This window comes from Promicromonospora sp. NFX87 (assembly GCF_048564965.1).
In the GTDB taxonomy this organism is placed as follows: Bacteria; Actinomycetota; Actinomycetes; order Actinomycetales; family Cellulomonadaceae; genus Promicromonospora.
The window spans coordinates 5,886,899-5,910,351 of record NZ_CP183413.1; the positions used below are offsets into that span (position 1 = coordinate 5,886,899).

Consider the following 23,453-nt stretch of genomic DNA (forward strand, 5'->3'; position numbering starts at 1 on the left):
GGTTCCTCCTGCGGTCGACGGGCGGGGCGGGCGGTGGTGTGCTTGGTGAGCTATGCGGCGTCAGCCTCGGCGTCCGTCGCGGTGGCGGTGTCGGTGGGCGCCGGGCGTGCCTCGGACAGCAGGCGGCGCGCGGTCCGGTCGGTCACGATGTGCCCGGCGTCGGCCAGAGCGGACAGGGCGTCGCGGGCGGTGGCGTCCGGGTTGGCGGACAGCAGCCCGGACACGATGTCCAGGCGGACAGCCCGGTCACCGTTCGACACCGGGCGGACAGTCCGGCGCGGCGCGGGCCGGACAGCGGCCCGGACAGTGGGCGTGCTCTGTCCGGCCGCCGGGGTGGCGGACAGTCCGGCCATGTCCGCCAGTTCAGCCCGGACAGCGTCGTCAACGCGCTCGGTGTAGTCCGGCCCGGACATGACCGGGGCGGACGCGAGCCCAGCGACGCGGTTGTTGGCCTCGACGTGCAGGCGGGCGACGTCGGTCACGGCGTCCGCCACGGCGGACAGCGAGTCCAGCCACTCAGCGGTCCGGGTCCGCATCTCGGCCGGGGGAACCGACTTGAGCGCAACCGCCCGGGCAGCCCGGCGGCGAGCCTCAGCCCGCTCGACCGCACGGCGGGCGGACGGCGTGCCGTCGTCGGCGGCGTGTGCCCGGACAGCGTCCTCGGTGGTGAGGAACAGGGCGTGCATCCGCATGGACTGCCGGATGCCGGACCAGGTCGCTCCGGACGCGAGGTGGCGGTCACCGATCAGCGCCAGGTGCCACATGAGGGCGGCCAGTAGCGGCACGATGAACCGGAACAGAACCGCGCCGAGCGGGTGGCCCATGTAGAGCTCGTGCCACGCGGCGAACACACCGGACGCGGACGACAGCGCCCACGTGAGCGTGAGCAGGGTCCCGCCGGGCCGGTTGTCCCGCGCCGCCTCACGAGCCAGCAGAGCCACGGTGATGAGCGAGAGCTCAAACACCCCTGCCGTGGTGTAGGCGGTGCCCTGGTTCATCCCGAGGACGTCGATGCCGAACGAGACCATCGCGAGGTAGGCGGAGCCGGTGGAGATGAGGGCGACGGAGATAGCTCCGCCCAGGACCAGGCGGCGCGAGCCTCGCCGCGGTGCATCGGTGGTGGAGTGTGTGGTGCTCATGATCGGTGCTCCTTCCGGGTGGTGCAGCGGGTGTGTGGTGTTCACCAGGTGGTCTTGAGGCTGGCGCGGGGGATCTCAACGAGGCGGTCGCCTCGGCGGATGTGGACCAGGTAGGTGGGGTCGGCGGCGTCGGCGTCGACGATCCGGCCGGTCTGCCCCTTGCTGGGGCCGCTGGTGACGCGGACCTTGGTGCCCTTGCGGAGCGTGCTCATGGGTCAGTCCTCCTCGGTGGTGGTGTCGGGCAGCGCGATGACGTCGCCAGCGGCGGCGATGACGTCGGCGCGCACGAGGCCCTTGCGGACGTTGGTGCCGCGCTTGACGTTCTTCGAGGTGACGCCGTGGCGCTTGGCGGCGGCGTTGACCTGTGCGGCGTCCCAGCCCTCATAGAGGGCGGGCTTGGACTCGGCCAGGCGCTCGGCCAGGACGTCGGACCAGATCTTCCCGTTGGGCCACTGCGGGTCCTCGGCGGGCCACACTGCGAGCAGGTGGTCCAGGATCGTGGAGTGGTCCAGGTCGGCGGCCTCGTCCCCGGCCGCCATCCCGGTAAGCAGGCCCTTGGCCTCGCGGATGGCACGGGCGCGCTCGACGATCTGGTCCGACGCGGCCCCGTCGATGAACGCGCCACGCACCAGCAGCGGGTCGGACTTCTCACCGGCCAGCAGCGCGACGCCCTTGTCCTCCTGAGAGAAGATCGTCGCCCGGTGCCCCGCCCGGTACATGGACGTTCCCAGGACCATGTCATTGGTCGTCTGGTCCCCCACCCGCAGGCAGATCCGCAGCGACAACAGCGCTGAGATGCCGGTCGGGATGGCGTCCTTGTTCGGGCGCTGCGTGGCGAGCCACATCATGATCCCGAGCGCGCGACCACGGCGGGTGATGTCCTCGACGAGGTCGGAGATCTCCGCACCGAGGGTGCGGTCACCGAACCCGAGCTGCGACTCGTCGATGACGAACAGCAGCGGCTTGAACCCGTACGGGTTACCCACGGCGGCGAGCTCGTCGGTGACCTTGGACTCCGGTGCCACGTCACGCGGCATCCCGCGCAGGATCCGCGCCCGGCGGCGCATCTCCTTCTGCACCGCGCTCAGGTCGGCGAGCAGGGCCTTGAGGTCTTCCGGGTCGTCACCGGAGCGGCACACGTGCGCGATGGGGGCGAACGGCAGCAGGTCACCGGTGCCCTTGAGCTCGTGAATGTGCAGCTCGGTGCGCGGGTCCAGGGCCGCGCCCAGGATGAGCACGCGGAGCAGGAACGTCTTGCCCATGCCTGGCAGGCCACCAATGACGCCGTTGTTGTACATGAGGGACGTGGTGACGGGGCGGCCGCGCTGGTCCTCGCCGATGACGAACGACTCGAACACGTTCACGGCGCCCTTGTTGCGGTACTTCCAGGCGCCCACGGCGCGCTGTGAGAGGCCCTTGTCCGCGATGAACAGGTTCAGCCGCGACGGGTGAGCCTTGGGGTTGCCCTCAGGCCATACCGTGTCGATCGGGCGACGCAGCGCCGACGCCAGCCGGTCCTTGCGCTCGATCACGTCCGCAGCGGTCGCGCCCGGCGGCAGGTCAACGTGAATCTCGACGCCGCCCGTGGTCGGGAAGATCCGCAGGACCTTGACCTCGGCGTTGCCGCGCTTGGCCTCCCCCATCGAACCCAGACCGAGCGTGAGCAGCGCGTCCGTGACGACGTCCACCGTGAGCTTGGGGACGTCGCTCTTGTGAGACTCGGCAATCGGCGTGGCCGCGTGGCGGGTGCCGACGACGCCGAACGCGGTGAGCGCTGCCGCGCCCGTGGCGATGGCGGCGGCCGTCAGGCCCTCGGGGCCGGTGTAGGCGTGCAGGGTGACCCCGGCGACACCGGAGGTGAACCCGGCTGCGGCCAGGCCACCGAGCCGGGCGCGGACGCCGTCGGCGTGCTCCTTGCGGAGCGTCTTCCACTCGGCTGTGCCCTTGACGCCGAGCATGAGCGCGGCGCGGGTGGTGCGGTTGTCGGCGTCGGTCACCCACCGGGCCAGGCCACGCACACAGAGGCCGAGCCCGACACCGGCCCGGACCAGGAACTTGGGCAGGTACACGAACGGCAGCCGGATGCCGTGGTGAGCGGACCAGGAGGCCACGAACTTGGCCTCGCGGTAGGCGGCGGCGAGGAACACCTCGGGCGACTTGGCCCACTCGGGCAGGATCGTCAGCGGCTCATGGTCGCCGCGGTGCTCGACCACACGCGGCGCACGCTCCGCGAGCTCGGGCTCCGGAGCGGCCGGGGCGTCGATGACCTCGCCCGAAAGCGAGTTGTCCTCGTCCGCCGGCACGGGGCTCTGGTCCAGCCCGGCACGGACCGCGACGTCCGCGCCGGGCCGGTTGAACATGGCTTCGAGCTCGGCCAGCTCGGCGTCATCGGGCACGTTGCTGCCCGGCGTCGTCTCGTCGTTGGGCGTCGTCATCAGGCACCCGCCACAGACGAGACGCCGGACACGAGACCGTCGAGGAAAGACCCGGCCGCTTCCAGGATCGGGGCCCCGAACACCGTGGTGCCCAGGGCCAGGCCGAACAGGATGCCCAGGATGAGGGACCCGTTGCCGGTCTTCTTGAGCGCGACACCTGCGACGACGATGACGCCCAGGATGAAGAACAGGGGCATGGTGACCATGGCGGTTACTCCTTAATCAGGCGGTGCGGGTGGCGGGACGGATGACGACCCGGCGGGCCGTCGAGAGCTGGCTACCGGCGGTGTACATCGGAGCCGTGGACGTGGCGCGGTTGGTGCGGTTGGTGCTGGTCTCGGCGGCCGTACGCAGCGCGACGCCGTAGGCGACGACGGCGCGGCGGTGGCGGCGGATCGTGAGCTCGTTGGGCGACGTGACCAGGGCGCACTCGGCGTCCACCAGGTCGACCCCGGCGTCGATGGCGACTTCCTCGTCGACGATGGCCGCGAGCTCACTCGGCGTCGGCTCGTCGTCGAACGCGGCGGCAAGGGCGGTGTAGGTGCTCATCGGGTCTCCCCCGTCGGCTCGTTGCGCTCGGCGTTGATGGCGGTGTTGTGGGCCTTGCGGACCCGCTTCCGCATCGCCACGACCTCGTCGCCCATGCGCGATGCGGTCCGGCCGTCGTCGCCCAGACCGCTCGCGATCAGCAAGACGGCGGCGTCCTTCAGACCCACGGACACGGAAAGCAGGACCCGCCTAGCGGCCCTGAGATCCACGGTTCTCTGCGTCATTGCTCGACTCCTCAGTGCCTCAGTCCCGGGCCGCCCATCGGCTCGGGCCCCTGTGATCCGGCTCTATGTCGCCGGTCACAGTTCTGTTGTATGGCGACCTAACAACGTGAGAGGCAACCCTGTCAACTGTTTGGTGCGACGAGGCAGGACTTGGCAGATGGCGGTTAGCCGGGGATGATCGGTGACAGACCAGTTGTTAGGCCAAATCCAGTCAGCTGTTAGATCCCAATGTGAGGTAGGTCACATGTCGCAGTACAGCGCCGAGGATGTGGGCGGCCAGAAGCTCGAACGAGTCGAACGAATCCTGAGGAACGACATCGAAGCGGGCAGGCTCCGCGACGGCGAAGCACTGCCCTCCACCCGCGCTCTCGCCGAACAGATGGGAGTGAGCGCGTGGACCGTCAACAAGGCGATGGAGCACCTTGCCGCAGATGGCCTCGTCGAGAACGTCTCCCGCTCGCGCCGCATCGTCCGCAGTGGCATCACGCCGCCGTCGTCGAGCGGCGAGCCGCGCAAGCCGCACGTGTTCCTGATTGGTGGCTATGCCGGTAGCGGCAAGTCCGAGCTTGCCCGGGTGCTCTCGCGCCTGACCGGGGCCGCGATCATCGACAAGGACACGATCACGCGCCCCGTGGTCGAGCGGCTTCTTGAGGACCTGGGGCGGCCAGCCCACGACCGCGAGTCTCAGACATATCTTGAGCAGGTTCGCCCGCACGAGTACGAGGCCCTGCTAGCAACCATCCAAGAGAACGCCGAGGTCGGCGTCGGGGTGATCGCCACGGCGCCGTTCATCCGGGAGTTCCAGGACAGCGCATGGATCGACCGCGTCAGCACTCGCCTGAACGCCGCAGGTGTCGGCCTCACCCTCGTGTGGGTCCGCTGCGACGCCAGCACCATGCACACCTACCTCAAGCGTCGCGGAGCTGCCCGCGACACGGGCAAGCTCGTGGACTGGAACGACTACGTCGCGGGAATCGACCTCGACTTCCGGCCCGAGGCAGACCACGTCGTCATCAACAACTCCGCATCCAGTGAGCCGCTGCAAAGCCAGGCGACCAAAATGCTCACCACGGTGACGGAGGCAGCATGACCACGCGACCATCGAGCGCAGCCCAAGCGATCCGTGACGCGCGGCTCCTCGCGATTCTGCGTGGCGCGGACGTCGAACGCCTCGCCGACGTCGCCGAGGTGTTGGTGTCCGAGGGCATCCGGGCACTTGAGTTCCCCATAGCCGGCCCAGAGGTTCTGTCCGTGGTCACCAAGGTTGCCGCGCGTCTCGGCGACACCGCGTATGTCGGCGCAGGCACGGTGCGGAACGTCGCCGACGCGCGGCGCGCCATCGATGCGGGCGCGGGCTTCCTCGTGGCACCAAGCATGTCCATGCCGGTGGTCGAGTACGCCCGGGAACGCGGCATCGGCTTCGTGCCCGGCGTCTTCACGCCGAGCGAGATCGACGCAGCCACCCAATCAGGCGCCGAAGTGGTCAAGCTCTTCCCGGCCAGCTCGCACACGCCGAAGTTCATCCGGCAACTCCTACCGCCACTGCCGGATGCCGGGATCATGCCTACCGGCACGATCACCCGAGAGAATGCCCGCGCCTGGCTCGACGCCGGAGCGGTCGCCCTCGGCGTCGGCTCCGACCTCGTCGGCGACAGCATGGCAACCGGCGACTACCGCACGGTTCGAACCTCGGCGCGCGAATGGCTGGACATCGTCGCCGACTCCCCGTAGGCACGCAGGGCCGCGCGGGAGCGTGCTCGACCAGGGCAAACGTCCTGAGATGGACGAAGCGTGGAAGACCAGGACGGTCTTCCACGCTTCTGTCGTTTCCATGGGAGGTCAGTGCCCGCGCGGCAGCGGCTGGCCCGTAGGCGACAGCGGGTAGCCGTCCTCGTCGTACATCCAGGCGAGATCCCTGGGCTTGTGGAGCGTGCGCAGCCCGTCACGGACGCCACCGAGGCAGTGGCGCTGTCCGTCTATCGGGTCGCCTTCATGCACCCAGTGCCACTGTCGCGCCGGTACAGGAACCAGCATCACGACCCCGCGGCAGAACTCGCACCTGGCCTCGGTGCCCTCGGGCGGCATCCCCTGAGAAGTCCTCATGCGTGGAACGTACTGCACTTGTCATGTGATGACAGGTGTCGTCACGTGTCGAGAAGCATTGTTGTAAGACATTTACCGTCGATACATGACGTTGGATCTTGACGGGCCAGAGCCGCTGTACGAGCAGATCGCTGCCGTGCTCGCTGCCCGCATCGCCGACGGCACGTATCCGCCGCGACGCCGCATCCCCTCCGAGGCGGCCATCTGCGAAGAGTTCAGCGTCGCGCGGCCCACCGCCCGCTCAGCCGTGCAACTCCTGCGTGAGCGTGGCCTGGTCTCTACCGTGCAGGGCAAGGGCACCTACGTCGCACAGCCGTCCGCAGACGACGCCGACGACTGCCCCTAACCTCGCTGCGCGAACGGGCCCGGCGGCTCCGCGACGGTTAGACCTGTCAGCGGACCTGCTGCATGACAAATTGCATGACAACGCCGACCGCCACGAGCGGTCAGCAGTAGACGCCTGTGGACAGGGCGACGCGGCATCAGACCCACGGTGCAGTCGCCACAACCGGCCGGATGCGCCTGAAAATCGAAAGGTCACCGGATCGACGCCGGTCGGAGCCACAGCCAAAGGATCGCAGGATCCAGCGATCTCGATGGGCCGCACTTCTTCGGAAGTGCGGCCCATCGGCGTTTCCGCGCCTGGCCTGTCCGTCCGGCTAACCGGTGCCGCACAGAAGCGGTGATCGCTCTCAGGCGACTTCAAGGAAATTCCTTTCAGCGAATTTTCATTCGCGCACAGTTCCCTTCATCTCTTTTCCTCGGAGCCACGCCGCGCCAGGAATTGCCCCATGCGCACTTGACCTGTTGAGTTGTCTTCAGCGGCGCAGTTACGAAAACGGCGGCACGGGAGGGCAGATGATCGAGAACGTGAAGATCGACAGCCACACGGGGGCAGCAGGCGGCGCCCCGACAGGTACGCCGGAACCCGAGCGACCCGCATCGCTGGGGAAGCTCGTCGAGCAGATCTCCGACCAGGCGTCCCGGCTCGTACGCGCGGAGATCGCGCTCGCCAAGGCGGAGCTGGCCGAGAAGGCGAAGAAGTCCGGCATCGGTATCGGGCTGCTGGTCTTCGCTCTGCTGATCCTCGTCTACACCGTGGGCGTGCTGCTCCTGGCCGCCGTGTACGGCCTGGGGACCGTGTGGCCGCTGTGGCTGTCCGCGCTCGCCATAGGCGGCTTCATGCTGCTCGTCACGGCCGTCCTGGCACTGGTGGGCGTGCAGCTCCTGAAGAAGGGCACCACCCCGCCGGAGAGCGTCCAGCGGGTGAAGGACGACATCGCGTCGATCAAGGAGGGGATGCACCGATGAGCACTCCGACAACACCGCCGTCCAGCAGCCGTGAGCTCGAGGCCGAGGTTCTCCGCACCCGTGCGGAGCTCGCTGCGGCCATCGACGAGCTGACCACGCGCCTGAGCCCCAGCTATCAGGCCTCTCGCATCGCGCGCGAGGCCAAGCAGGCCGCCAGCGACGCCGGCGCGATGGCCACCGGCGCGTTCGGCAACAAAAACGGCCCGGCGCAAGATCCGCGCCGGGCCCGCAACGCCAAGCTCCTGATCGGAGCCACGCTAGTGGTAGTCGTAGGCACGGCAGTTGCCGTGACCGCTGTACTCAGGCGCGCGCGGGGCTGAGCTGGGGGGCAGCACCCGGCGCGCCTTCGTTTCTGCTTGCCGACCAATCCGTCAACGACGCCTGACTAGTTGTCAGAGTCGCCCGAGCTGTCCGCTGCCGCACCGAGCAGCGCCCGTACCTCGGACTCCTTGTAGCGGCGGTGACCGCCAAGTGTCCGGATCGACGAGAGCTTTCCCGCTTTTGCCCAACGCGTTACTGTCTTGGGGTCAACACGGAACAAGCTCGCTACCTCGGCGGGCGTGAGCAGGACCTCGGATTCTCCGTGGATGGACATCCCCGCACCTCCTCCGGAACGGTGTCGGCCTGGCCGTACCAGGCGGTTGACGACACCCGCTCTTGCACCATTGTTAGCAGCAAACGGGATTTAGGCGACTTGGGGGAGCGGTTTATTTCCTCACTTTCTCCAGGCCTCGCCACGCGCGCCCGTTTCGGGCGTGTCTCGGACACGTGCGACACGCCAATGGCACTATCCGACCGCACCTCGTCGCCGCGTACGGACGACCGCAGGGGTGGAACCGGTCGACATCCGTGCATCAACCAGGAGTCGGCAAAGCATCAGGGAAAGACGCCCCGGGCACACGAGCGGGAATCCGCTGGCGCGTGGCACCGGCGCCGACCAACTGGCAGCCATGGTAATGCGTGGATCTCGTGATAGCCATGTGCCCGTCAAGGGACGGGCCACGCCCGAGCAGGACGTGCGAGACCGGGTGATCCGAATGTCACATCAGGCGATCGGACGAATCACGTCCACGGACTGGAAGAAACGCCGTACCAGCATGTAACGTTGGAACCTGGACAGACGAAACGCTACGGGGCCGCACGTCCATGCACGGTGCCGCCCCGCTCCTACGTTGAGGGGGGTCGGAGCCATGGGCCGCGGCCGTCAGAAGGCTAAGCAGACCAAGGTTGCTCGCGAGCTGAAGTACTACAGCCCGGACACCAATTATCACGCCCTCGAGCAGGAGCTCAGCGGAAGCTCCCGCACGGATGTTGCGACACAGTCGCGGTGGGACGCCCCGGAGGACGAGGAGTACGACAATAGGTACTCCGACTGGGTAGAGCAGGACGGCAACGCGCGTTAAAAGGTGCCGGCGCCTTAGCGCCGGCACCGCGCTCAGCTCCTGATCAGGTCTCGGCTCCGCATCATCAGCGGTAGTCGTTCACGAGCCTGACAGCGCCGCCGGACACACCCTTTGTCCCTGCGACCAGGTCTTCCTGCGCCGCAGAGGCATCCAGGGTATCGACGCTCCCGAGCGTCCACGCGGGCACGCCCAGCGTGGACAGGCGGGAGAGGGCCGCGGCGGCGCCGTCAGCGCCCACTACCGCCACCATGCCCACGCCCAGGTTGAGGGTGTTCTCCAGGTCGCGGTTCGGCACGCCGCCGAGATCGCGCACCATGCGGAACACCGCCGGCACGTCCCACGACGCACGGTCGACCGTGGCGACCAGCCCTGCGGGCAGCACACGCGCCAGGTTCGCGGCAAGGCCGCCACCGGTCACGTGCGTGAACGCGTGGACCTGTGCCGCCTCGTCCGCGGCGAGGGCCAGGCAGTCCGTCGCGTAGACACGCGTCGGCTCCAGGAGCTCTTCGCCCAGTGCCCGGCCGAGGTCGTCCACGTGCCGGTCGAGGGACCAGCCGGCGTGCTTGATCACCGCGCGTACCAGCGAGTACCCGTTGGAGTGCAGACCGCTGGACGCCATACCGATCAGCACGTCGCCGGGCTGGACCCGGTCCGGGCCGAGGACCTTGTCGGCCTCGACGATGCCCGTGGCGGCACCCGCGACGTCGTACTCGTCCGGCTTCAGCAGGCCGGGGTGCTCGGCGGTCTCGCCACCGACCAGCGCGGTGTCGGCCACCTCGCAGGCTTGCGCGATGCCGCGGACGATGTCCGCGATCCGCTCCGGGACCACCTTGCCCGTCGCGATGTAGTCGGTCATGAACAAGGGCTTGGCGCCGATCACGACGATGTCGTCCACGACCATGCCCACCAGGTCGAACCCGATGGTGTCGTGCTTGTCCATCGCCTGTGCGATCGCGACCTTGGTGCCGACGCCGTCGGTGGACGTCGCCAGCAGCGGTGCGCGGTAGCCCTTGAACGCCGACAGGTCGTAGAGGCCGGCGAAGCCGCCCACGCCGCCGAGCACGGCCGGACCCTGCGTGCGGCGCACGGCGTCCTTCATGAGTTCGACGGCCTTGTCGCCCGCCTCGGTGTCGACGCCGGCGGCGGCGTACGTCAGGCCTTCGGATGTCACTGGTGCTCCATGAAAGTGGTCGTGGCGGGTGAAGCGGTGTGCTGGTGAAGCGGTGTGGTCACGGGTGTTCGAGCGCGGTCGAACCGCCCCTGCTCACGGCGAGCTGCTTGAGCCCGTCCTCGGGCGGACCGAGCGGCAGCTCCGCCTGCTCGAGCAGGTGCTTGCCGAGCTGGTCGTCCGGCGGCAGCTCGATCGGGTACTTGCCGGTGAAGCATGCGGCGCAGAGCTGCGAGCTGGGCTGCTCCGTCGCGGCGATCATGCCCTCGGTGGTGATGTAGCCCAGGCTGTCGGCGCCCAGCGACTGGCCGATCTCGTCGACGGCCAGCCCGTTGGCGATGAGCTCCGCGCGCGACGCGAAGTCGATGCCGTAGAAGCACGGCCACTTCACCGGCGGCGACGAGATGCGCACGTGCACCTCGGCGGCGCCCGCCTCCCGCAGCATGCGGATCAGGGCCCGCTGGGTGTTGCCGCGCACGATCGAGTCGTCCACGACCACCAGGCGCTTGCCCTTGATGACCTCGCGCAGCGGGTTGAGCTTCAGGCGGATGCCGAGCTGCCGCAGCGTGTCGGACGGCTGGATGAACGTACGGCCCACGTAGGCGTTCTTCGTGAGGCCCTGCCCGAACGGGATGCCGGACTCCGCCGCGTAGCCGACGGCGGCCGGCGTGCCGGACTCCGGCGTCGGGATGACGAGGTCGGCGTCGACGGGGTGCTCGCGGGCCAGCTGGCGTCCCATCTCGACGCGCGCGGCGTGCACCGAGCGGCCGTTGATGGTGTTGTCGGGACGAGCCAGGTAGACGTACTCGAAGACGCAGGCGGCCCGCTCGGCCGGGGCGAAGCGCTCTGAGCGCATGCCGTCGGCGTCGATGCAGATGAGCTCGCCCGGCTCGACCTCGCGCACGAAGGAGGCGCCCACGATGTCGAGGGCAGGGGTCTCGCTGGCGACCACCCAGCCGCGGTCGAGACGACCGAGGACGAGCGGGCGCACACCCTGCGGGTCGCGTGCCGCGTACAGGGTGTTCTCGTCCATGAAGACGAGGGAGAAGGCGCCGCGCAGACGCGGGAGCACCTCCAGCGCCGTGGCCTCCAGGGTGCGGTCCGCGTCGCCGGCGAACAGTGCCGTGATGAGCGCGGTGTCGGTCGTGTTGCCGCGGGCGAGCTCGCCGCGGCGCTGCGCGCCGTAGCGCTCGGCCACGAGGTTGACGAGGTCCGCCGAGTTGGTCAGGTTGCCGTTGTGGCCGAGGGCCACCGTGCCGGACGCCGTGGCGCCGAGCGTGGGCTGGGCGTTCTCCCAGGTCACGCCACCAGTGGTGGAGTAACGGCAGTGCCCGACGGCGATGTGGCCGGTCAGGGCGTTCAGGGCTGTCTCGTCGAAGACCTGGGAGACGAGTCCCATGTCCTTGTAGACGAGGATCTGCTCACCGTTGCTGGTGGCGATGCCCGCGGACTCCTGTCCGCGGTGCTGCAAGGCGTACAGACCGAAGTACGCGAGCTTGGCGACCTCCTCGCCGGGTGCCCAGACCCCGAAGACGCCACATGCGTCCTGGGGGCCCTTCTCGCCGGGCATGAGGTCGTGGTTGAGTCGGCCATCTCCGCGCAGAGGCATGCCCCGAGTATCCCATGCGGTCGGATCGAAGTCGTCTGCCCGACCTGTGACCTCCGTGTCAGCGGCCCGCCGGGTCAGCGACCGCGCAGGCTCCGGCGGTCGGCGATCACGGCGAACAGGCCGGCCAGCAGCGTGGTCACCATCGTGACGAAGGCCGTCAGCACCGTGACGTACACGCCGGGCTTCATCATGGCCGCGCCGGAGGGCGAGTTCACCAGGTAGAGGGACAGGCTCAGCCCGAGAACTATCCCGATCAGCGCGCCGGTCCAGAAGAACGCCTTGTACCGCGGAGCCCGGCGCACGCTGGCCGGGTCGATGACGTCGCGCACCTCCACGTCGTCGGCGGAGTCGCTCGGTGCCTGGGTTTCACTCACGAAACCAGGGTACGCGCCCCGGAAGGGGCACCCGGAAACCCGACCGCTGGGGACCGCGAAGTAGAGCGCCTGTCCGAGTCTCCCTGGTGAGACCAGGGAGACTCGGACAGGCGCTCTACTTCGCGGTCCTCGGGCGGGTCAGTCGACCAGCTGCCAGGGGCTGCGCTTTCCGACGCCCGGGATCTGGAGGATCGTCGGGCGGGTCGCCTCGTAGACCAGGCCCTTGTAGGTCACCAGGTCGCCCCACCAGTAGAGCTTGAACGGCCGCCAGGCGGGCGCCTCGGGCTCCACCGGATCCGCTGCCTCGACGGTCAGCGGCAGGCGGGCGGTGGTGCCGGACGGCGCTGCCTGCACCAGGAGCTGGTACGCCCCGGGTGCCGTGCCTGCCGGCACGGTGACCGTCGCCGACGTGGCGCCGCCGGTGACCGGGCTGGTACCGAGGGAGACGCCGTCGGCCGCCGCGCCGCCCGACGGGACCAGGAAGGTCTCGACGGCGGTGTTCTGCGGCGCGCCGCGCGAGGTCAGGTCCAGACCGGACAGACTGACGTCGGTCGAGGCACCGGCCTTGACCGTGCCCGGCAGAGCCGGGGTGACCGTACGGGTGCGGGCGAAGCTCGGCGTGACCGGCGAGGAGCTCTTCAGGTACGAGATCCAGGCCTCACGGTCGACCAGGCCCGAGTCGCGGCTCTCCGCACCCTCGGTGAAGGCCCGGAAGTTGTCGCCTCCCGAGATCAGGAAGGAGAACGTCCCGACGCGGTACTCCGCGGCCGGGTCGACGGGCACGCCGTCGATGGTGATCGACGAGACGTTGTCGCCCGGTGTCGCGTTCGGGTCTGCCGTCTTGACGGTGTACGAGACGTTGTCCGACAGCCCCAGCGCCAGGAACGGGCGCGAGGGGCGGTTGCCGTTGGCGTCCGTCTGCCACTGCTGCTCGAGCAGCGTGTCGAGCTGCGCGCCCGTGAGCGTGGTTGTCCACAGGTTGTTGACGAACGGCAGCACCGCGTTGGCCTCGGCGTAGGTGATCACGCCGTCCTCGCCGAAGTAGAGCTCGTTGCGCAGGCCGCCCGGGTTCACGACGCCGATGTCGGCGCCGCCCCGCTCCTCGGCGGCGAGCGACTCGCGCAGCGAGTTCGCCACCAGGTTGCCGAGCGCCGACTCCGACGCGCGGTCGTCACGGTTGCCGCCCGTGTAGACGCCGTCCGTGTAGGAGCCACCCGAGAACGCCGTCGTGACGTCCGCGGTGACCTCGCCGACCGGCTGTGTGCCGATCTCCTGGGCCTCGGCCAGCGCGGCGTCGACGATCGAGTCGACCTCGGCGACCGCCGGGTACGCCGCGATCAGCTCGGCGGCCGGGGTGGTCGTGCGCGCCACGTTCTCGGCGGTGTAGTCGGTGACGTCGAACGTCTCCGTGTCCACCGTGAGGGAGACGTGACCCAGGAACTCACCGTAGTTGCCGGTCTGGACGATCGGACGGGTCTTGCCCTCCGCGCCCGGGACCGGCGCGTCCCACGCATACTGCTTGTGCGTGTGACCCGTGAAGATGGCCGCGACGCGTGGGTCGGTGTTCTGCACCAGCTCGGCGAAGGGACCGCCTGCGGCGATCTCCTCCTCCAGCGTGGCGCCGTCCGGCGTGCCCGCGCTCGCGCCGTCGTGCGCAAGGGCCACGACCACGTCGGCCTCGCCGTTCGCGGCGTCACCGTCGAGCAGCTCGTCCGTGACGCGGTTGATCGCCTCGACCGGGTCGCCGAAGGCCAGGCCCTCGATGCCCGCGGGCGTGACCAGCGTGGGCGTCTCCTCCGTGACCACGCCGACGAAACCGACGTCGACCCCGTTGACCGAGATCACGTCGTACTCCGGCAGCGCGGGCTCGCCCGTCGCCTCGTCGTAGACGTTGGCACCGAGGAAGCTGAAGTCCGAGGCCGGAATGACGCGGTCGGTCAGGTCCGTCATGCCCTGGTCGAACTCGTGGTTGCCGACCGCGGAGGTCTTCAGGCCCAGCGCGTTCAGCACGTCGATGGTGGGCTGGTCCTGCTGCAGCGCGGAGGCGAACAGCGAGGCGCCGATGTTGTCACCCGCGGAGACGAACGCGGTCCCGTCGGGGTTCTGCGCCCGGATCTGCTCCACGGTGCCCGCGAAGTTGACCGTGTTGGCGTCGATGCGGCCGTGGAAGTCGTTGATGGCGACGAGGTCCAGGTCGACCGAGCCAGGCTCGGAGGCGCCCAGGTCGAGCCCGACGATCGCCGGGTCGTGGTCCGAGGACCGGAACGGCGTCTCGTCGTAGAGGATCGACGCGTTGTAGTTGTAGCGGCTGTACTCGTTCGCCACCGGCTCGTACGCGTTGATGTTCCAGATGTCCACGCCGGTGACCAGCTCCGCCGCCGCGGGCGAGGCCAGCTCGTGGTCGAGCGAGCCGACCATGCCACCGAAGTTGTAGGAGTACTCACCGGTCTCGGCGGCGAGGTCGACGTAGCCGGCCTCGGCCAGGACGTGGATCGGGTCCTCGTGCTCGTAGGCGTTGAAGTCGCCCACCAGCAGGACCTTGTCCGTCCCGGCGGCCTGCGCCTGGGCGTCCGCGAAGGCGACGAGGTCGTTCGCCTGACGCACGCGCGACTCGTTCGAGGCACCCTGGCCGTCGCCCTGGTCCGCGTCGCCCGGCCACGGGCCCGCCGAGCCCTTCGACTTGAAGTGGTTCGACACCACGAGGATGTCGTCGCCGGCGTCGGCCGCACCGCCCGCGGGCTGGAAGGCCTGGGCCAGCGGACGCCGGGCGTTGTCGAAGGCGTCGCCCGTCAGCAGGATGTGCGACTCGCCGACCGGCTCGGCAGAGGCCGTGCGGTAGATGAAGGCGTTACGGATCACGTCCTCGTCGGCCGGCACCTCGGCGGGCGAGGCCACGTAGGCCCACGTCCCGGCACCCGCGGCGGCGTTGAGCGCGTCCACCAGGTCGGAGACCGCCTGGTCCCGGGACTTGCCCAGGAAGTAGCGCGAGTTCTCGACCTCGAGCAGCGAGACGACGTCGGCGCCGAGCGCGTTGATCGCCGCGACGATCTTGGTCTGCTGCCGCTGGAAGTCCTCCTCCTCGGCCGCGCCGCGGACGTCGCAGCCGCCCGAGACGGTGACCGGGTCACCCGCGCGGTCCGTGTAGTAGGTGCAACCCGTGAGCTCGTCGCCCGTGGTGCTGAAGTAGTTCAGGACGTTGAACGTCCCGACCTGGAGGTTGCCGCCCACCTCGGCGGGCGCGTCCTCACGCGTGTCCTCGAACGTCGCGGGCTGCACGGCGTCGGCGACGTCGGGCGTCAGCTGGGACGTCGGCTGGAAGCCCCACGCGTCGAACCGGTAGTCGAGCACGACAGGACGCGTGAACGTGACCCCTGCGCCCACGCGCAGCGGCGCACCGCCGGTCAGGTAGGGCAGCGGCTTCGACTTGTTGGCGGTCGAGTTGTAGTTCACCGACGAGCCGTCGTCGAGGAGCACGGCGCGGGCCGCGTTGTCCGCGATCTGTGCGTCGTACTCCGCCGACCCCGGCCGGCCCGCCGTCGTGGGCTGCACGAGGGGGCTCTCACCGGCCGCCAGGCCGATCACGCCGTAGTAGTTGGTGTCGTAGTTGTCCGTCACCGTGAAGGAGCCCTGCGGGGCGAGGAGCATGCCCTCGAAGGCCTCGCGCTCGGCGGCGGCAGCCGGCCAGGCGGTCGCCGTCGGCTCGACGGTCGCGGGCTCGTTCAGCACCGCCCAGCCGCCCGACGACGGGGTGATCTCGGTCAGCCCGTTGTGCTCGGAGACCGCGCCGGTCACCTCCACGTGGTCGCCGGCCGAGAGGTCGGCGGCTGCCGCCGCGGAGAACACGAAGATGCCGTCCGACGCGCCGGGCGTCGGGTCCTGGCTGCCACCCGTGCCGGCGGTCTGCAGGTACAGGCCGTTGAACCCACCGGTCGGGTAGACGGCGGTGACGACGCCACGGGTCGTCACCGTCGTGCCCGCGAGCGGCGAGGCGTCACCGGTGCCCTGGATCTCGGCGATGGGGGTGACCTCGCCGGGCTCGGTCGGCACCGACGGCGACGGGGTGGGGCTGGGCTCGGGCTCGGACCCCGCGCCGTTGACGGGGGTCACCTCGGTGGAGAACACGAAGTCCGCCGAGTTGTCACCGGCGTCGCCGGTGCGCTCCAAGGACCCGACCACGCCGGTGCCCTGGCCGGCCGGACCCTGAGCGGTCTCGAACGTGTCGGCGGTGCCGTAGCCGAGCAGGTCGACGACGCCCGCGGCGCCCTCGGCCGGCACGGCACCCTTCGCGGGCGTGACCGCGGTGGCCTGCGACGCGAGCGCCACCACGCCGGCCGTGCCGCTCGGGTTGAGCGTGCCGACGGCGTCGGGCGTGGGGAGCGGCTCGCCGTTCGCCGCGTTCGAGGCGCCCTGCACGAGGTAGTGGCCACCGGCGGCGATGGTGCCGCTCAGCGCGGTGACGCCGGAGAACGTCGCGCCCGTCGCGGACTTGTACTGGACCGACCAGCCGTCGACGCTGACTGGCTGATCGGTGGGGTTGTGCAGCTCGACGAACTTGTTCCGGTACGGCTGGCCGGTGCTGCCACCGACGAGGTAGGCCTCGCTGATGACGACGTGCCCGGAGTCCGGGCCGTCGGCGCCGGCCGCGGGCGCGGCGAAAGCCGCCGTCGCGGGCACGACGAGCGCTGCGGAGAGGGCCACTGCGACGGCGGCCCTTCCACGGTGGTGGGGTTGCGGTCGCGGGGACCGGAGCGTGGTGGGTCTCACGCTGACTCCTTCTGCAATAGCCGACCGAAGGCCGGGCTGGGAGTGCACTGCTGCTGGACGTCTTGTTCGGCGGCATCGCCGTGGCCGGGCGCGCATCAGTTGCGCAGGCGGTCCGGCACGAGTGTCACCAAACCAATCACTGCCTCGTGAACCAGCGGTTACAACTGGGCACCCGCCGGGAAAACTGCTGTTCCAGCACCGGGTGAACCTGCCGCGGCCGATGTACGAGATCGACGCCGAGGTTAACGGGTGTTACCGACATCCGTTACCCCGCGCGCCCCGGTTCACCCTGGGGCGACCGAGGACTCCGGGTCGCCGCCCACCCCGGACACCGCCCGGCGCCCGACCGTCAGCGGCAGCAGGTCGGAGATGTCGGAGCGCTCGCCCGAGGCGTGCACGCGGCCGTCCGCGACGGCGTCCGCCCAGGTCACGGTGCCTGTGGCAAGGCCGAGCCAGGTGGCCGGATCGGTCTCGACCACGTTCGGCGGCGTGCCGCGCGTGTGCCGTGGCCCGGCCACGGCCTGCACCGCACCGGCGGGCGGCACGCGCACCTCCACAGAATTTCCGGGCGCGGTGTCGGCCAGCTCCTCCAGCGTGAACCGGACGGCGGTCGTCACGTCACGCCGGTCCGCCTCGCCACGGGCCCATGCGACGACGGCGGCACGCCCGGCCGCCGGGTCGGTCCGGCGCCGCGGGGGCACTACCGCACCGCCGGTAGGTCGCCGAGCCGCATCCGGGCGGCAGCGGCGGGAGCTGCGTGCTTCATAGGGCCAGTATCGCGGACCGCGGTGTCAGTAGCGGTAGACGTCCGAGCCCGGGCCCTCGACGGCGAGCAGGTCCGCCGCCACGACCATCGGCAGCTCGAGCGAGGCCACCGACGGGTAGTCCACGTGCGTCACGCCCGGGAACGCGTCGCCGCGTACCGCGGGTACGGGCTGCGACGGCGCCGCGAGCCGCCGGGGCGACCCGCTCTGCGGCGCGTGCCGCGGCCAGGGCTCGGACAGCGGCATCTCGTCGCGGACCTGAGGGCGCACGGGCCGCCGCATGGGCGGGTAGCTGATGCCGTGACCCGGGTGACGCGGAGCCGCCGCCTCCTCGCCGTCCGGCCGCGGCTGCGGGGTCGGCTGAGGCCGCTGCGGAACCGGTCGGGGCCGGGGAACCGGACGTGGCCCGGGGCTCGGGCTCGGCTGCGGGGCCGGCTCGGGGCCGGTCGCGAACGCGGGCTCGACGGTGGACCGCAGGACTCTCCCGTGGGCGGGCACCGGACCGTCGGCGACGGGGATTGAGAAGGCCGCGGGATCTGCCGCACGTCGCGCCACACCGGCGGCCGAGCGCGGGCCGGTGGTGGAGCGTCGTCCGCCGCCGTCCCACGTGTCGGCCCGGTGTGCTGCGGTCCCGGCGTCCGTTCCCTGGTCGACCGCGCCGTCACCGAGCAGCGTGAACATCACTCGGCGCTCGGAGACGTCCGCCTCGGCGAGCTTGACCCGCACCTCGTCGCCCAGCGGGAGCCGCGGACCCGTCACACGGGCGCGTACGGCGGGGTCGCGCAGCACCACCAGGCCGCGCTGCATGTCCTTGGTGTCGTCCTCGACGTCGACCACCACGCCGTCGAACTCCTCGCCGAGCCGGTCGGCGAGGAGGGACGCCTCGACGATGTCGACGCACTCACGCTCGAACGACGCGGTCCGACGGCCGGTCTCGGCCATCACGGCAGGCAGGTGCGGCAAGGCGTCGAGCACCCACCGGGGGACGGCGGTACCCGCGGAGACCGCGAGGCAGACCTCCGTCGCGTAGCGGTCCACCAGGCGCCGCAACGGCGCGGTGACGTGCGCGTAGTCGGCCGCGATGGCGGCGTGGCGCGTGTTCTCGGGCGGCGGGACGGGGGCGCCGTCGGGCCCCGGCATGCCGAACGCGACGTAGCCGGCACCACGGAACAGGGTCGTCGCCTCGTTCAGGAACGCGGCGTGCTCCGGGACCCGCGAGACGAGCGTCGGGACGAGGCGCGCGTACGGGACGCTGTCCGCCCAGTCGATCCCGAGCGCGCGGGCGGTGCGGTGCAGGCGGGCCAGGTCGCGGGGGTCGGCCTCGGGGAGGGTGCGCAGGATGCCGACGCCCGCCTCCCGCATGAGATGGGCCGCCGCGATGCCCGTGAGCAGGGAGATCTGCGCGTTCCACTCCTCGACCGGCAGGTTGCGCCGGAACGAGAGCGTGTACGTGCCGTCCTCCCGCCGCTCCACCTCCTGCTCGGGCACCTCCAGCGAGACGCCGCCGCGCGCGGCCTCCAGCGACTGGCGCAGGCGCCCGACGTCGGCCAGCAGCTGCAGGGACTCGCTCGCCGTGCCCGCGTCGAGGGCCGACTGGACCTCGGCGTACGTGAGCCGTTCGCGGCTGCGCACCAGCACCCGCTCCAGCGAGGCGCCGGTGATGATGCCGCGCGCGTCCAGCGTGACCGTCCACAGCACGGCCGGGCGGTCCTCCTCGGGCAGCAGGCTCGCCGCGCCCTCCGACAGGATCTTCGGGTGCAGCGGTGTCCGGGCGTCCGGCCCGTAGACGGTCATGCCCCGCTTGCGCACCTCCATGTCGAGCGCGCCGCCGGGCGTCACGAAGGCGCCCAGGTCCGCGATCGCGTAGTGCACCACGTAACCCTCGCCCGACTGCTCCACCTGCACCGCCTGGTCCAGGTCCTTGGAGCCGGGCGGGTCGATGGTCACGAACTCGATGTCGCGGCGGTCGTTCCGGCCGACGGAGAGGTCCCGGTCGGCTGCGGCCCGAGCCTCCTCGAGGACGTCCTGCGGGAACATCGCGGGCAGGCCGACCTCGGCGCGGAGCGCCGCGAGGGCACTGCTCACGTCGTCGGGGGCGGCGGGCGCGAGGCGCATCTGACGAGTGGGCACAACTGCGAACATAAGCCGGTTTCGCCCTCTCCGCGCGGTGTCGCTGTGTTGCCGGCCCTGCTATCGGCCGCGCGGGCGGCCCTGCTACTCGACGACGACGGTGGCGAGGACCGCCCGGTGGTCGGTGCCCGGCACCTGCATCGTGACGACGTCGGAGACCGGCATGTCCCGCTCCACCACAACGTGGTCCAGGGCGAACAGCGGGGGCACCTGGCTGCCCTCCGGCCAGGTCACGGCGGGTCCGGCGCCCCACTCGCGCGTGGCGTCGGAGAAGCGCGAGCCGAGCAGGTCACGGAATCCGGCGTGGTCGTAGGTGGCGTTGAAGTCGCCGGCCAGGATCTGCCGCGCGTCGTCCGCGTGGGCGTGCTCGGTGAGCCGGGCCAGCTCGGTACGCCAGGCAGTGATGTCCGTGGGCATCGGCGGGTGCGGGTGCACGACCGTGACGCGCACGTCGGTGCCGCCCACGCCGACGAGCGCCGACGGCATCGCGAAGCTCGTGCCGGGCAGCTCTTCCTCCTCCGCCAGCGGCGTGGACGACCAGAGGCCGCTCCCCGCGGGGCTGTCGTCGGCGGGCACCGTGAAGCTGTGCGGCAGCAGCACGTCGAGGCCTGCGTCCGTCAGCGCCTGCTCGAAGGCGGGCGTCAGCTCCTGGACCGCGAGCACCTCGACGTGCTGGGACTCCACGAGGCCGACGACGGTCTCGGCGTCGGCCTGCCCGTACAGGACGTTGACGGTCATGACCCGGAGCGTGCCGGCGTCGGCCGGGTCGGCCGGCGACGACGTGCCCGGCGGCACGAAGAAGGGCGCCAGCCAGTACACGTAGCCGGCCAGCGCGGCCGCGAGCAGCACCGCCAGCACCTTGCGCCGGGCGAAGAGCGCGACGATCAGCAACGGCAACGTCGCCAGCGTCGCCCATGGCGTGAACGCCACGAGGTGCGGCAGCGGGATCACGCCGTCGAACGGCAGGAGCCGGGCGACGGCTATGAGGAGCAGGGGGGATCGCGACGATCCAGAGCACTGACGAGATGAAGCCGTGGACAAATCGCACTCCCGGACCTTACCGGCATATGCCGAAGATGCGCGGGAGGGTGGCCTCGTGCGCCTCGCGGGCCTCCGACAGCGGGATCTCGAACTGGCCCTCGATCACCACGGCGTCGCCGCCGGTGGTGCCGAGACGGAGCACCGGCACACCGGCGTCCTCGGCAAGGTGCGTCAGCTCGCCCTCGTGCTCGGGGTCGACCGCGACGATCACGCGGCCCGTCGACTCGGCGAACAGCGCCACGAACGGGTCCACCTTGTCGCGGCCGGTCACGCCCTCGAGCGCGACCGACGCGCCGACGCCGAAGCGCAGCGACGCCTCGAGCAGCGCCTGGACCAGGCCGCCCTCGGACAGGTCGTGCGCGGCGGCGGCGAGGCCGGTCTTCCGCGCCTCCACGAGCGCGGAGGCCAGCGCCTTCTCGGCCGCCAGGTCCACGCGCGGCGGCAGGCCGCCGAGGTGGGAGTGCACGACGTCGGCCCAGGCCGAGCCGTCGAGCTCGTCCCGGGTCGTGCCGAGCAGGAGGAGCGACAGCCCCTCGGTCCGCCAGCCGGACGAGAGCGAAGTGCTGACGTCGTCGAGCACGCCGAGCACGCCCACCACGGGGGTGGGGTGGATCGACGAGTCGATCTGGCCGGGCTCGCCCGTGCCGTTGTAGAGCGAGACGTTGCCACCGGTCACCGGGACGCCGAGCTCCTGGCAGGCGTCAGCGAGGCCCTCGATCGCCTCGACGAGCTGCCACATGGAGTCGGGATGCTCCGGCGAGCCGAAGTTGAGGCAGTCCGTCACCGCGAGCGGCTCGGCGCCTGACGTGGCGACGTTGCGGTACGCCTCCGCGAGGGCCAGCGCGGCACCCGTACGGGGGTCGAGCTTGCCGTAGCGGCCGTTGGCGTCGGTCGCGAGCGCGACACCGAGCCCGGTGGTCTCGTCGACACGGATGACGCCGCTGTCGTCGGGCTGGGCGAGCGCCGTGTTGCCCTGGACGAACCGGTCGTACTGGTCGGTCACCCACGCCTTGGAGGCGAGGTTGGGCGAGGCCAGGAGCGTCAGCGCGGTCTCCCGCAGCTCCTCGCCGGACGCCGGACGGGCGAGGCCCGCCGCCGCCGTCGAGTCGGCCTGGAGCGCGTCCTGCCACTCCGGACGCGCGTAGGGCCGGTGGTACACGGGCCCCTCGTGCGCCACCGTCTTCGGGTCGACGTCCACGATGCGCTGGCCGTGGTGGTCGATGGTGAGGCGGCCGGAGTCGTTGACCTCGCCGATGACGGCGGTCTCGACCTCCCACTTGCCGGTGATCGCGAGGAACGCGTCGAGCTGGTCCGGCCGCACGACGGCCATCATGCGCTCCTGCGACTCCGACATGAGGATCTCGCCGGCGTTCAGCGTGGGGTCGCGCAGCAGGACGTCGTCGAGGTCGACGTGCATGCCGCCGTCACCGTTGGAGGCGAGCTCCGAGGTGGCGCAGGAGATGCCCGCGGCGCCGAGGTCCTGGATGCCCTCCACGACCTTGGCCTGGAAGAGCTCGAGGCAGCACTCGATGAGCACCTTCTCCATGAAGGGGTCGCCCACCTGCACGCTCGGGCGCTTGGCGGGGACGCCGTCCTCGAACGTCTCCGAGGCCAGGATCGAGGCGCCGCCGATGCCGTCGCCGCCGGTGCGGGCGCCGAACAGCACCACCTTGTTGCCGAGGCCGGTGGCGTTGGCGAGGTGGATGTCCTCGTGCCGCAGCACGCCGAGGCAGAGGGCGTTGACCAGGGGGTTGCCCTGGTAGGAGCCGTCGAAGACGAGCTCGCCGCCGATGTTCGGCAGGCCGAGGGAGTTGCCGTAGCCGCCGACGCCGGAGACGACGCCGTGCACGACGCGCGCCGTGTCGGGGTGGTTGACGTCGCCGAACCGCAGCTGGTCCATGACCGCCACGGGGCGCGCGCCCATCGAGATGATGTCGCGGACGATGCCGCCCACACCGGTCGCGGCGCCCTGGTAGGGCTCCACGAACGACGGGTGGTTGTGCGACTCGACCTTGAAGGTGACTGCCCAGCCGTCGCCGATGTCGACGACGCCGGCGTTCTCACCGATGCCGACGAGGAGGTGCTCCTTCATCTCGTCGGTCACCTTCTCGCCGAACTTGCTCAGGTGCACCTTCGACGACTTGTAGGAGCAGTGTTCGCTCCACATCACCGAGTACATCGCGAGCTCGGCCGCGGTGGGGCGGCGGCCCAGGATGTCCTTGATGCGCTGGTACTCGTCCTCCTTGAGGCCGAGCTCTCCGTACGGCTGCACCTCATCAGGGGTGGCCGCGGCGGTCTCCACCGTGTCCAGTCTCGGGACGGCGGGAGTCGTGCGGGAGGGTGCCTGGGACGCGGGCGCGGTCATGTAGTTCCTCGCGTGCGGGGTAGGTTTCTTGGCGCCGGAGCGCCCCGCCAGTCTACGACGCGCCACGCGCCGGT

The 23,453-nt window shown here is 70.7% G+C and carries 22 protein-coding genes; 6 read left to right on the forward strand and 16 right to left on the reverse strand.

Features of this window, described 5'->3' with window-relative positions; translation table 11 throughout:
* Positions 1 to 50: 50 nt before the first annotated feature.
* Genes ACNYC2_RS26400 through ACNYC2_RS26425 form a run of 6 tightly spaced genes read right to left on the reverse strand, consistent with a single transcriptional unit; the run spans position 51 to position 4,347 of the window.
* Positions 51 to 1,139, reverse strand: a complete 1,089-nt coding sequence (locus ACNYC2_RS26400; protein ID WP_419704593.1) for a hypothetical protein — start codon at positions 1,137 to 1,139, stop codon at positions 51 to 53.
* A 41-nt stretch (positions 1,140 to 1,180) separates the two neighbouring features.
* A complete protein-coding gene (locus tag ACNYC2_RS26405) occupies positions 1,181 to 1,351 on the reverse strand; it encodes a KOW motif-containing protein (protein WP_419704594.1) in 171 nt (56 codons plus the stop codon).
* A gap of 3 nt (positions 1,352 to 1,354) precedes the next feature.
* Positions 1,355 to 3,574 (reverse strand): FtsK/SpoIIIE domain-containing protein, encoded by a 2,220-nt coding sequence (locus tag ACNYC2_RS26410; protein WP_419704595.1) that lies wholly within the window; start codon positions 3,572 to 3,574, stop codon positions 1,355 to 1,357.
* Positions 3,574 to 3,780, reverse strand: a complete 207-nt coding sequence (locus ACNYC2_RS26415; protein WP_419704596.1) for a hypothetical protein — start codon at positions 3,778 to 3,780, stop codon at positions 3,574 to 3,576. Before ACNYC2_RS26415 ends, ACNYC2_RS26410 begins: the two co-directional genes overlap by 1 nt.
* Positions 3,781 to 3,796: 16 nt before the next feature.
* Positions 3,797 to 4,123: a DUF6284 family protein gene (locus tag ACNYC2_RS26420; RefSeq protein WP_419704597.1), complete on the reverse strand. Its 327-nt coding sequence runs from the start codon at positions 4,121 to 4,123 to the stop codon at positions 3,797 to 3,799.
* Positions 4,120 to 4,347, reverse strand: a complete 228-nt coding sequence (locus tag ACNYC2_RS26425; protein ID WP_419704598.1) for a hypothetical protein — start codon at positions 4,345 to 4,347, stop codon at positions 4,120 to 4,122. Before ACNYC2_RS26425 ends, ACNYC2_RS26420 begins: the two co-directional genes overlap by 4 nt.
* 244 nt (positions 4,348 to 4,591) lie before the next feature.
* Here ACNYC2_RS26425 and ACNYC2_RS26430 point away from each other — a divergent pair, with 244 nt between their 5' ends.
* Complete coding sequence (locus ACNYC2_RS26430; RefSeq protein WP_419704599.1) at positions 4,592 to 5,437, forward strand: GntR family transcriptional regulator; 846 nt, start codon at positions 4,592 to 4,594, stop codon at positions 5,435 to 5,437.
* On the forward strand, positions 5,434 to 6,078 hold the full coding sequence (locus tag ACNYC2_RS26435) for a bifunctional 4-hydroxy-2-oxoglutarate aldolase/2-dehydro-3-deoxy-phosphogluconate aldolase (RefSeq protein WP_419704600.1): 645 nt from the start codon (positions 5,434 to 5,436) through the stop codon (positions 6,076 to 6,078). The genes ACNYC2_RS26430 and ACNYC2_RS26435 overlap by 4 nt, the downstream gene beginning before the upstream one ends.
* A gap of 108 nt (positions 6,079 to 6,186) precedes the next feature.
* Here the strand turns inward: ACNYC2_RS26435 and ACNYC2_RS26440 are convergent, their stop codons facing one another.
* Positions 6,187 to 6,450 carry a hypothetical protein gene (locus ACNYC2_RS26440; protein ID WP_419704601.1) on the reverse strand — a complete coding sequence of 88 codons (264 nt, stop codon included), beginning with the start codon at positions 6,448 to 6,450 and terminating at the stop codon, positions 6,187 to 6,189.
* Positions 6,451 to 6,535: 85 nt separating this feature from the next.
* Here ACNYC2_RS26440 and ACNYC2_RS26445 point away from each other — a divergent pair, with 85 nt between their 5' ends.
* The 3 genes from ACNYC2_RS26445 to ACNYC2_RS26455 all read left to right on the forward strand — a co-directional run bounded on the left by ACNYC2_RS26445 (position 6,536) and on the right by ACNYC2_RS26455 (position 8,081).
* Positions 6,536 to 6,796 carry a GntR family transcriptional regulator gene (locus ACNYC2_RS26445; RefSeq protein ID WP_419704602.1) on the forward strand — a complete coding sequence of 87 codons (261 nt, stop codon included), beginning with the start codon at positions 6,536 to 6,538 and terminating at the stop codon, positions 6,794 to 6,796.
* Positions 6,797 to 7,308: 512 nt separating this feature from the next.
* Positions 7,309 to 7,761 (forward strand): phage holin family protein, encoded by a 453-nt coding sequence (locus ACNYC2_RS26450; protein ID WP_116673281.1) that lies wholly within the window; start codon positions 7,309 to 7,311, stop codon positions 7,759 to 7,761.
* Positions 7,758 to 8,081: a DUF3618 domain-containing protein gene (locus ACNYC2_RS26455; RefSeq protein ID WP_419704603.1), complete on the forward strand. Its 324-nt coding sequence runs from the start codon at positions 7,758 to 7,760 to the stop codon at positions 8,079 to 8,081. The genes ACNYC2_RS26450 and ACNYC2_RS26455 overlap by 4 nt, the downstream gene beginning before the upstream one ends.
* 65 nt (positions 8,082 to 8,146) lie before the next feature.
* Here the strand turns inward: ACNYC2_RS26455 and ACNYC2_RS26460 are convergent, their stop codons facing one another.
* Positions 8,147 to 8,356, reverse strand: coding sequence for a BldC family transcriptional regulator (locus ACNYC2_RS26460; RefSeq protein ID WP_108495333.1), 210 nt, complete (start codon positions 8,354 to 8,356; stop codon positions 8,147 to 8,149).
* A 595-nt stretch (positions 8,357 to 8,951) separates the two neighbouring features.
* Here ACNYC2_RS26460 and ACNYC2_RS26465 point away from each other — a divergent pair.
* Positions 8,952 to 9,164, forward strand: coding sequence for a DUF3073 domain-containing protein (locus tag ACNYC2_RS26465; protein ID WP_116673279.1), 213 nt, complete (start codon positions 8,952 to 8,954; stop codon positions 9,162 to 9,164).
* A gap of 64 nt (positions 9,165 to 9,228) precedes the next feature.
* Here the strand turns inward: ACNYC2_RS26465 and purM are convergent, their stop codons facing one another.
* From purM to purL, 8 genes are all read right to left on the reverse strand, one after another.
* The gene (purM, locus tag ACNYC2_RS26470; RefSeq protein WP_419704604.1) at positions 9,229 to 10,335 is read right to left on the reverse strand and encodes a phosphoribosylformylglycinamidine cyclo-ligase; all 1,107 of its coding nucleotides are present in this window, start codon (positions 10,333 to 10,335) and stop codon (positions 9,229 to 9,231) included.
* Positions 10,336 to 10,393: 58 nt separating this feature from the next.
* Positions 10,394 to 11,941 carry an amidophosphoribosyltransferase gene (purF, locus tag ACNYC2_RS26475; RefSeq protein WP_419704605.1) on the reverse strand — a complete coding sequence of 516 codons (1,548 nt, stop codon included), beginning with the start codon at positions 11,939 to 11,941 and terminating at the stop codon, positions 10,394 to 10,396.
* Between the two features lie 74 nt (positions 11,942 to 12,015).
* On the reverse strand, positions 12,016 to 12,315 hold the full coding sequence (locus ACNYC2_RS26480) for a hypothetical protein (RefSeq protein ID WP_419704606.1): 300 nt from the start codon (positions 12,313 to 12,315) through the stop codon (positions 12,016 to 12,018).
* A gap of 138 nt (positions 12,316 to 12,453) precedes the next feature.
* Positions 12,454 to 17,079: an ExeM/NucH family extracellular endonuclease gene (locus ACNYC2_RS26485; protein ID WP_419704607.1), complete on the reverse strand. Its 4,626-nt coding sequence runs from the start codon at positions 17,077 to 17,079 to the stop codon at positions 12,454 to 12,456.
* A gap of 284 nt (positions 17,080 to 17,363) precedes the next feature.
* Positions 17,364 to 17,780, reverse strand: coding sequence for a sterol carrier family protein (locus ACNYC2_RS26490; RefSeq protein ID WP_419704608.1), 417 nt, complete (start codon positions 17,778 to 17,780; stop codon positions 17,364 to 17,366).
* Between the two features lie 90 nt (positions 17,781 to 17,870).
* Positions 17,871 to 19,973 (reverse strand): RNB domain-containing ribonuclease, encoded by a 2,103-nt coding sequence (locus tag ACNYC2_RS26495; protein ID WP_419704609.1) that lies wholly within the window; start codon positions 19,971 to 19,973, stop codon positions 17,871 to 17,873.
* An 84-nt stretch (positions 19,974 to 20,057) separates the two neighbouring features.
* Positions 20,058 to 20,924, reverse strand: a complete 867-nt coding sequence (locus ACNYC2_RS26500; protein ID WP_419704610.1) for an endonuclease/exonuclease/phosphatase family protein — start codon at positions 20,922 to 20,924, stop codon at positions 20,058 to 20,060.
* Positions 20,925 to 21,030: 106 nt separating this feature from the next.
* The gene (purL, locus tag ACNYC2_RS26505) at positions 21,031 to 23,379 is read right to left on the reverse strand and encodes a phosphoribosylformylglycinamidine synthase subunit PurL (RefSeq protein ID WP_419704611.1); all 2,349 of its coding nucleotides are present in this window, start codon (positions 23,377 to 23,379) and stop codon (positions 21,031 to 21,033) included.
* Between the last annotated feature and the right edge of the window lie 74 nt (positions 23,380 to 23,453).

Coding starts and splice junctions, on each gene's coding strand:
- ACNYC2_RS26400 (WP_419704593.1), bottom strand. CDS start 1,139: ATGAGCACCACACACTCCACCACCGATGCACCGCGGCGAGGCTCGCGC.
- ACNYC2_RS26405 (WP_419704594.1), bottom strand. CDS start 1,351: ATGAGCACGCTCCGCAAGGGCACCAAGGTCCGCGTCACCAGCGGCCCC.
- ACNYC2_RS26410 (WP_419704595.1), bottom strand. CDS start 3,574: ATGACGACGCCCAACGACGAGACGACGCCGGGCAGCAACGTGCCCGAT.
- ACNYC2_RS26415 (WP_419704596.1), bottom strand. CDS start 3,780: ATGGTCACCATGCCCCTGTTCTTCATCCTGGGCGTCATCGTCGTCGCA.
- ACNYC2_RS26420 (WP_419704597.1), bottom strand. CDS start 4,123: ATGAGCACCTACACCGCCCTTGCCGCCGCGTTCGACGACGAGCCGACG.
- ACNYC2_RS26425 (WP_419704598.1), bottom strand. CDS start 4,347: ATGACGCAGAGAACCGTGGATCTCAGGGCCGCTAGGCGGGTCCTGCTT.
- ACNYC2_RS26430 (WP_419704599.1), top strand. CDS start 4,592: ATGTCGCAGTACAGCGCCGAGGATGTGGGCGGCCAGAAGCTCGAACGA.
- ACNYC2_RS26435 (WP_419704600.1), top strand. CDS start 5,434: ATGACCACGCGACCATCGAGCGCAGCCCAAGCGATCCGTGACGCGCGG.
- ACNYC2_RS26440 (WP_419704601.1), bottom strand. CDS start 6,450: ATGAGGACTTCTCAGGGGATGCCGCCCGAGGGCACCGAGGCCAGGTGC.
- ACNYC2_RS26445 (WP_419704602.1), top strand. CDS start 6,536: ATGACGTTGGATCTTGACGGGCCAGAGCCGCTGTACGAGCAGATCGCT.
- ACNYC2_RS26450 (WP_116673281.1), top strand. CDS start 7,309: ATGATCGAGAACGTGAAGATCGACAGCCACACGGGGGCAGCAGGCGGC.
- ACNYC2_RS26455 (WP_419704603.1), top strand. CDS start 7,758: ATGAGCACTCCGACAACACCGCCGTCCAGCAGCCGTGAGCTCGAGGCC.
- ACNYC2_RS26460 (WP_108495333.1), bottom strand. CDS start 8,356: ATGTCCATCCACGGAGAATCCGAGGTCCTGCTCACGCCCGCCGAGGTA.
- ACNYC2_RS26465 (WP_116673279.1), top strand. CDS start 8,952: ATGGGCCGCGGCCGTCAGAAGGCTAAGCAGACCAAGGTTGCTCGCGAG.
- purF (WP_419704605.1), bottom strand. CDS start 11,941: ATGCCTCTGCGCGGAGATGGCCGACTCAACCACGACCTCATGCCCGGC.
- purL (WP_419704611.1), bottom strand. CDS start 23,379: ATGACCGCGCCCGCGTCCCAGGCACCCTCCCGCACGACTCCCGCCGTC.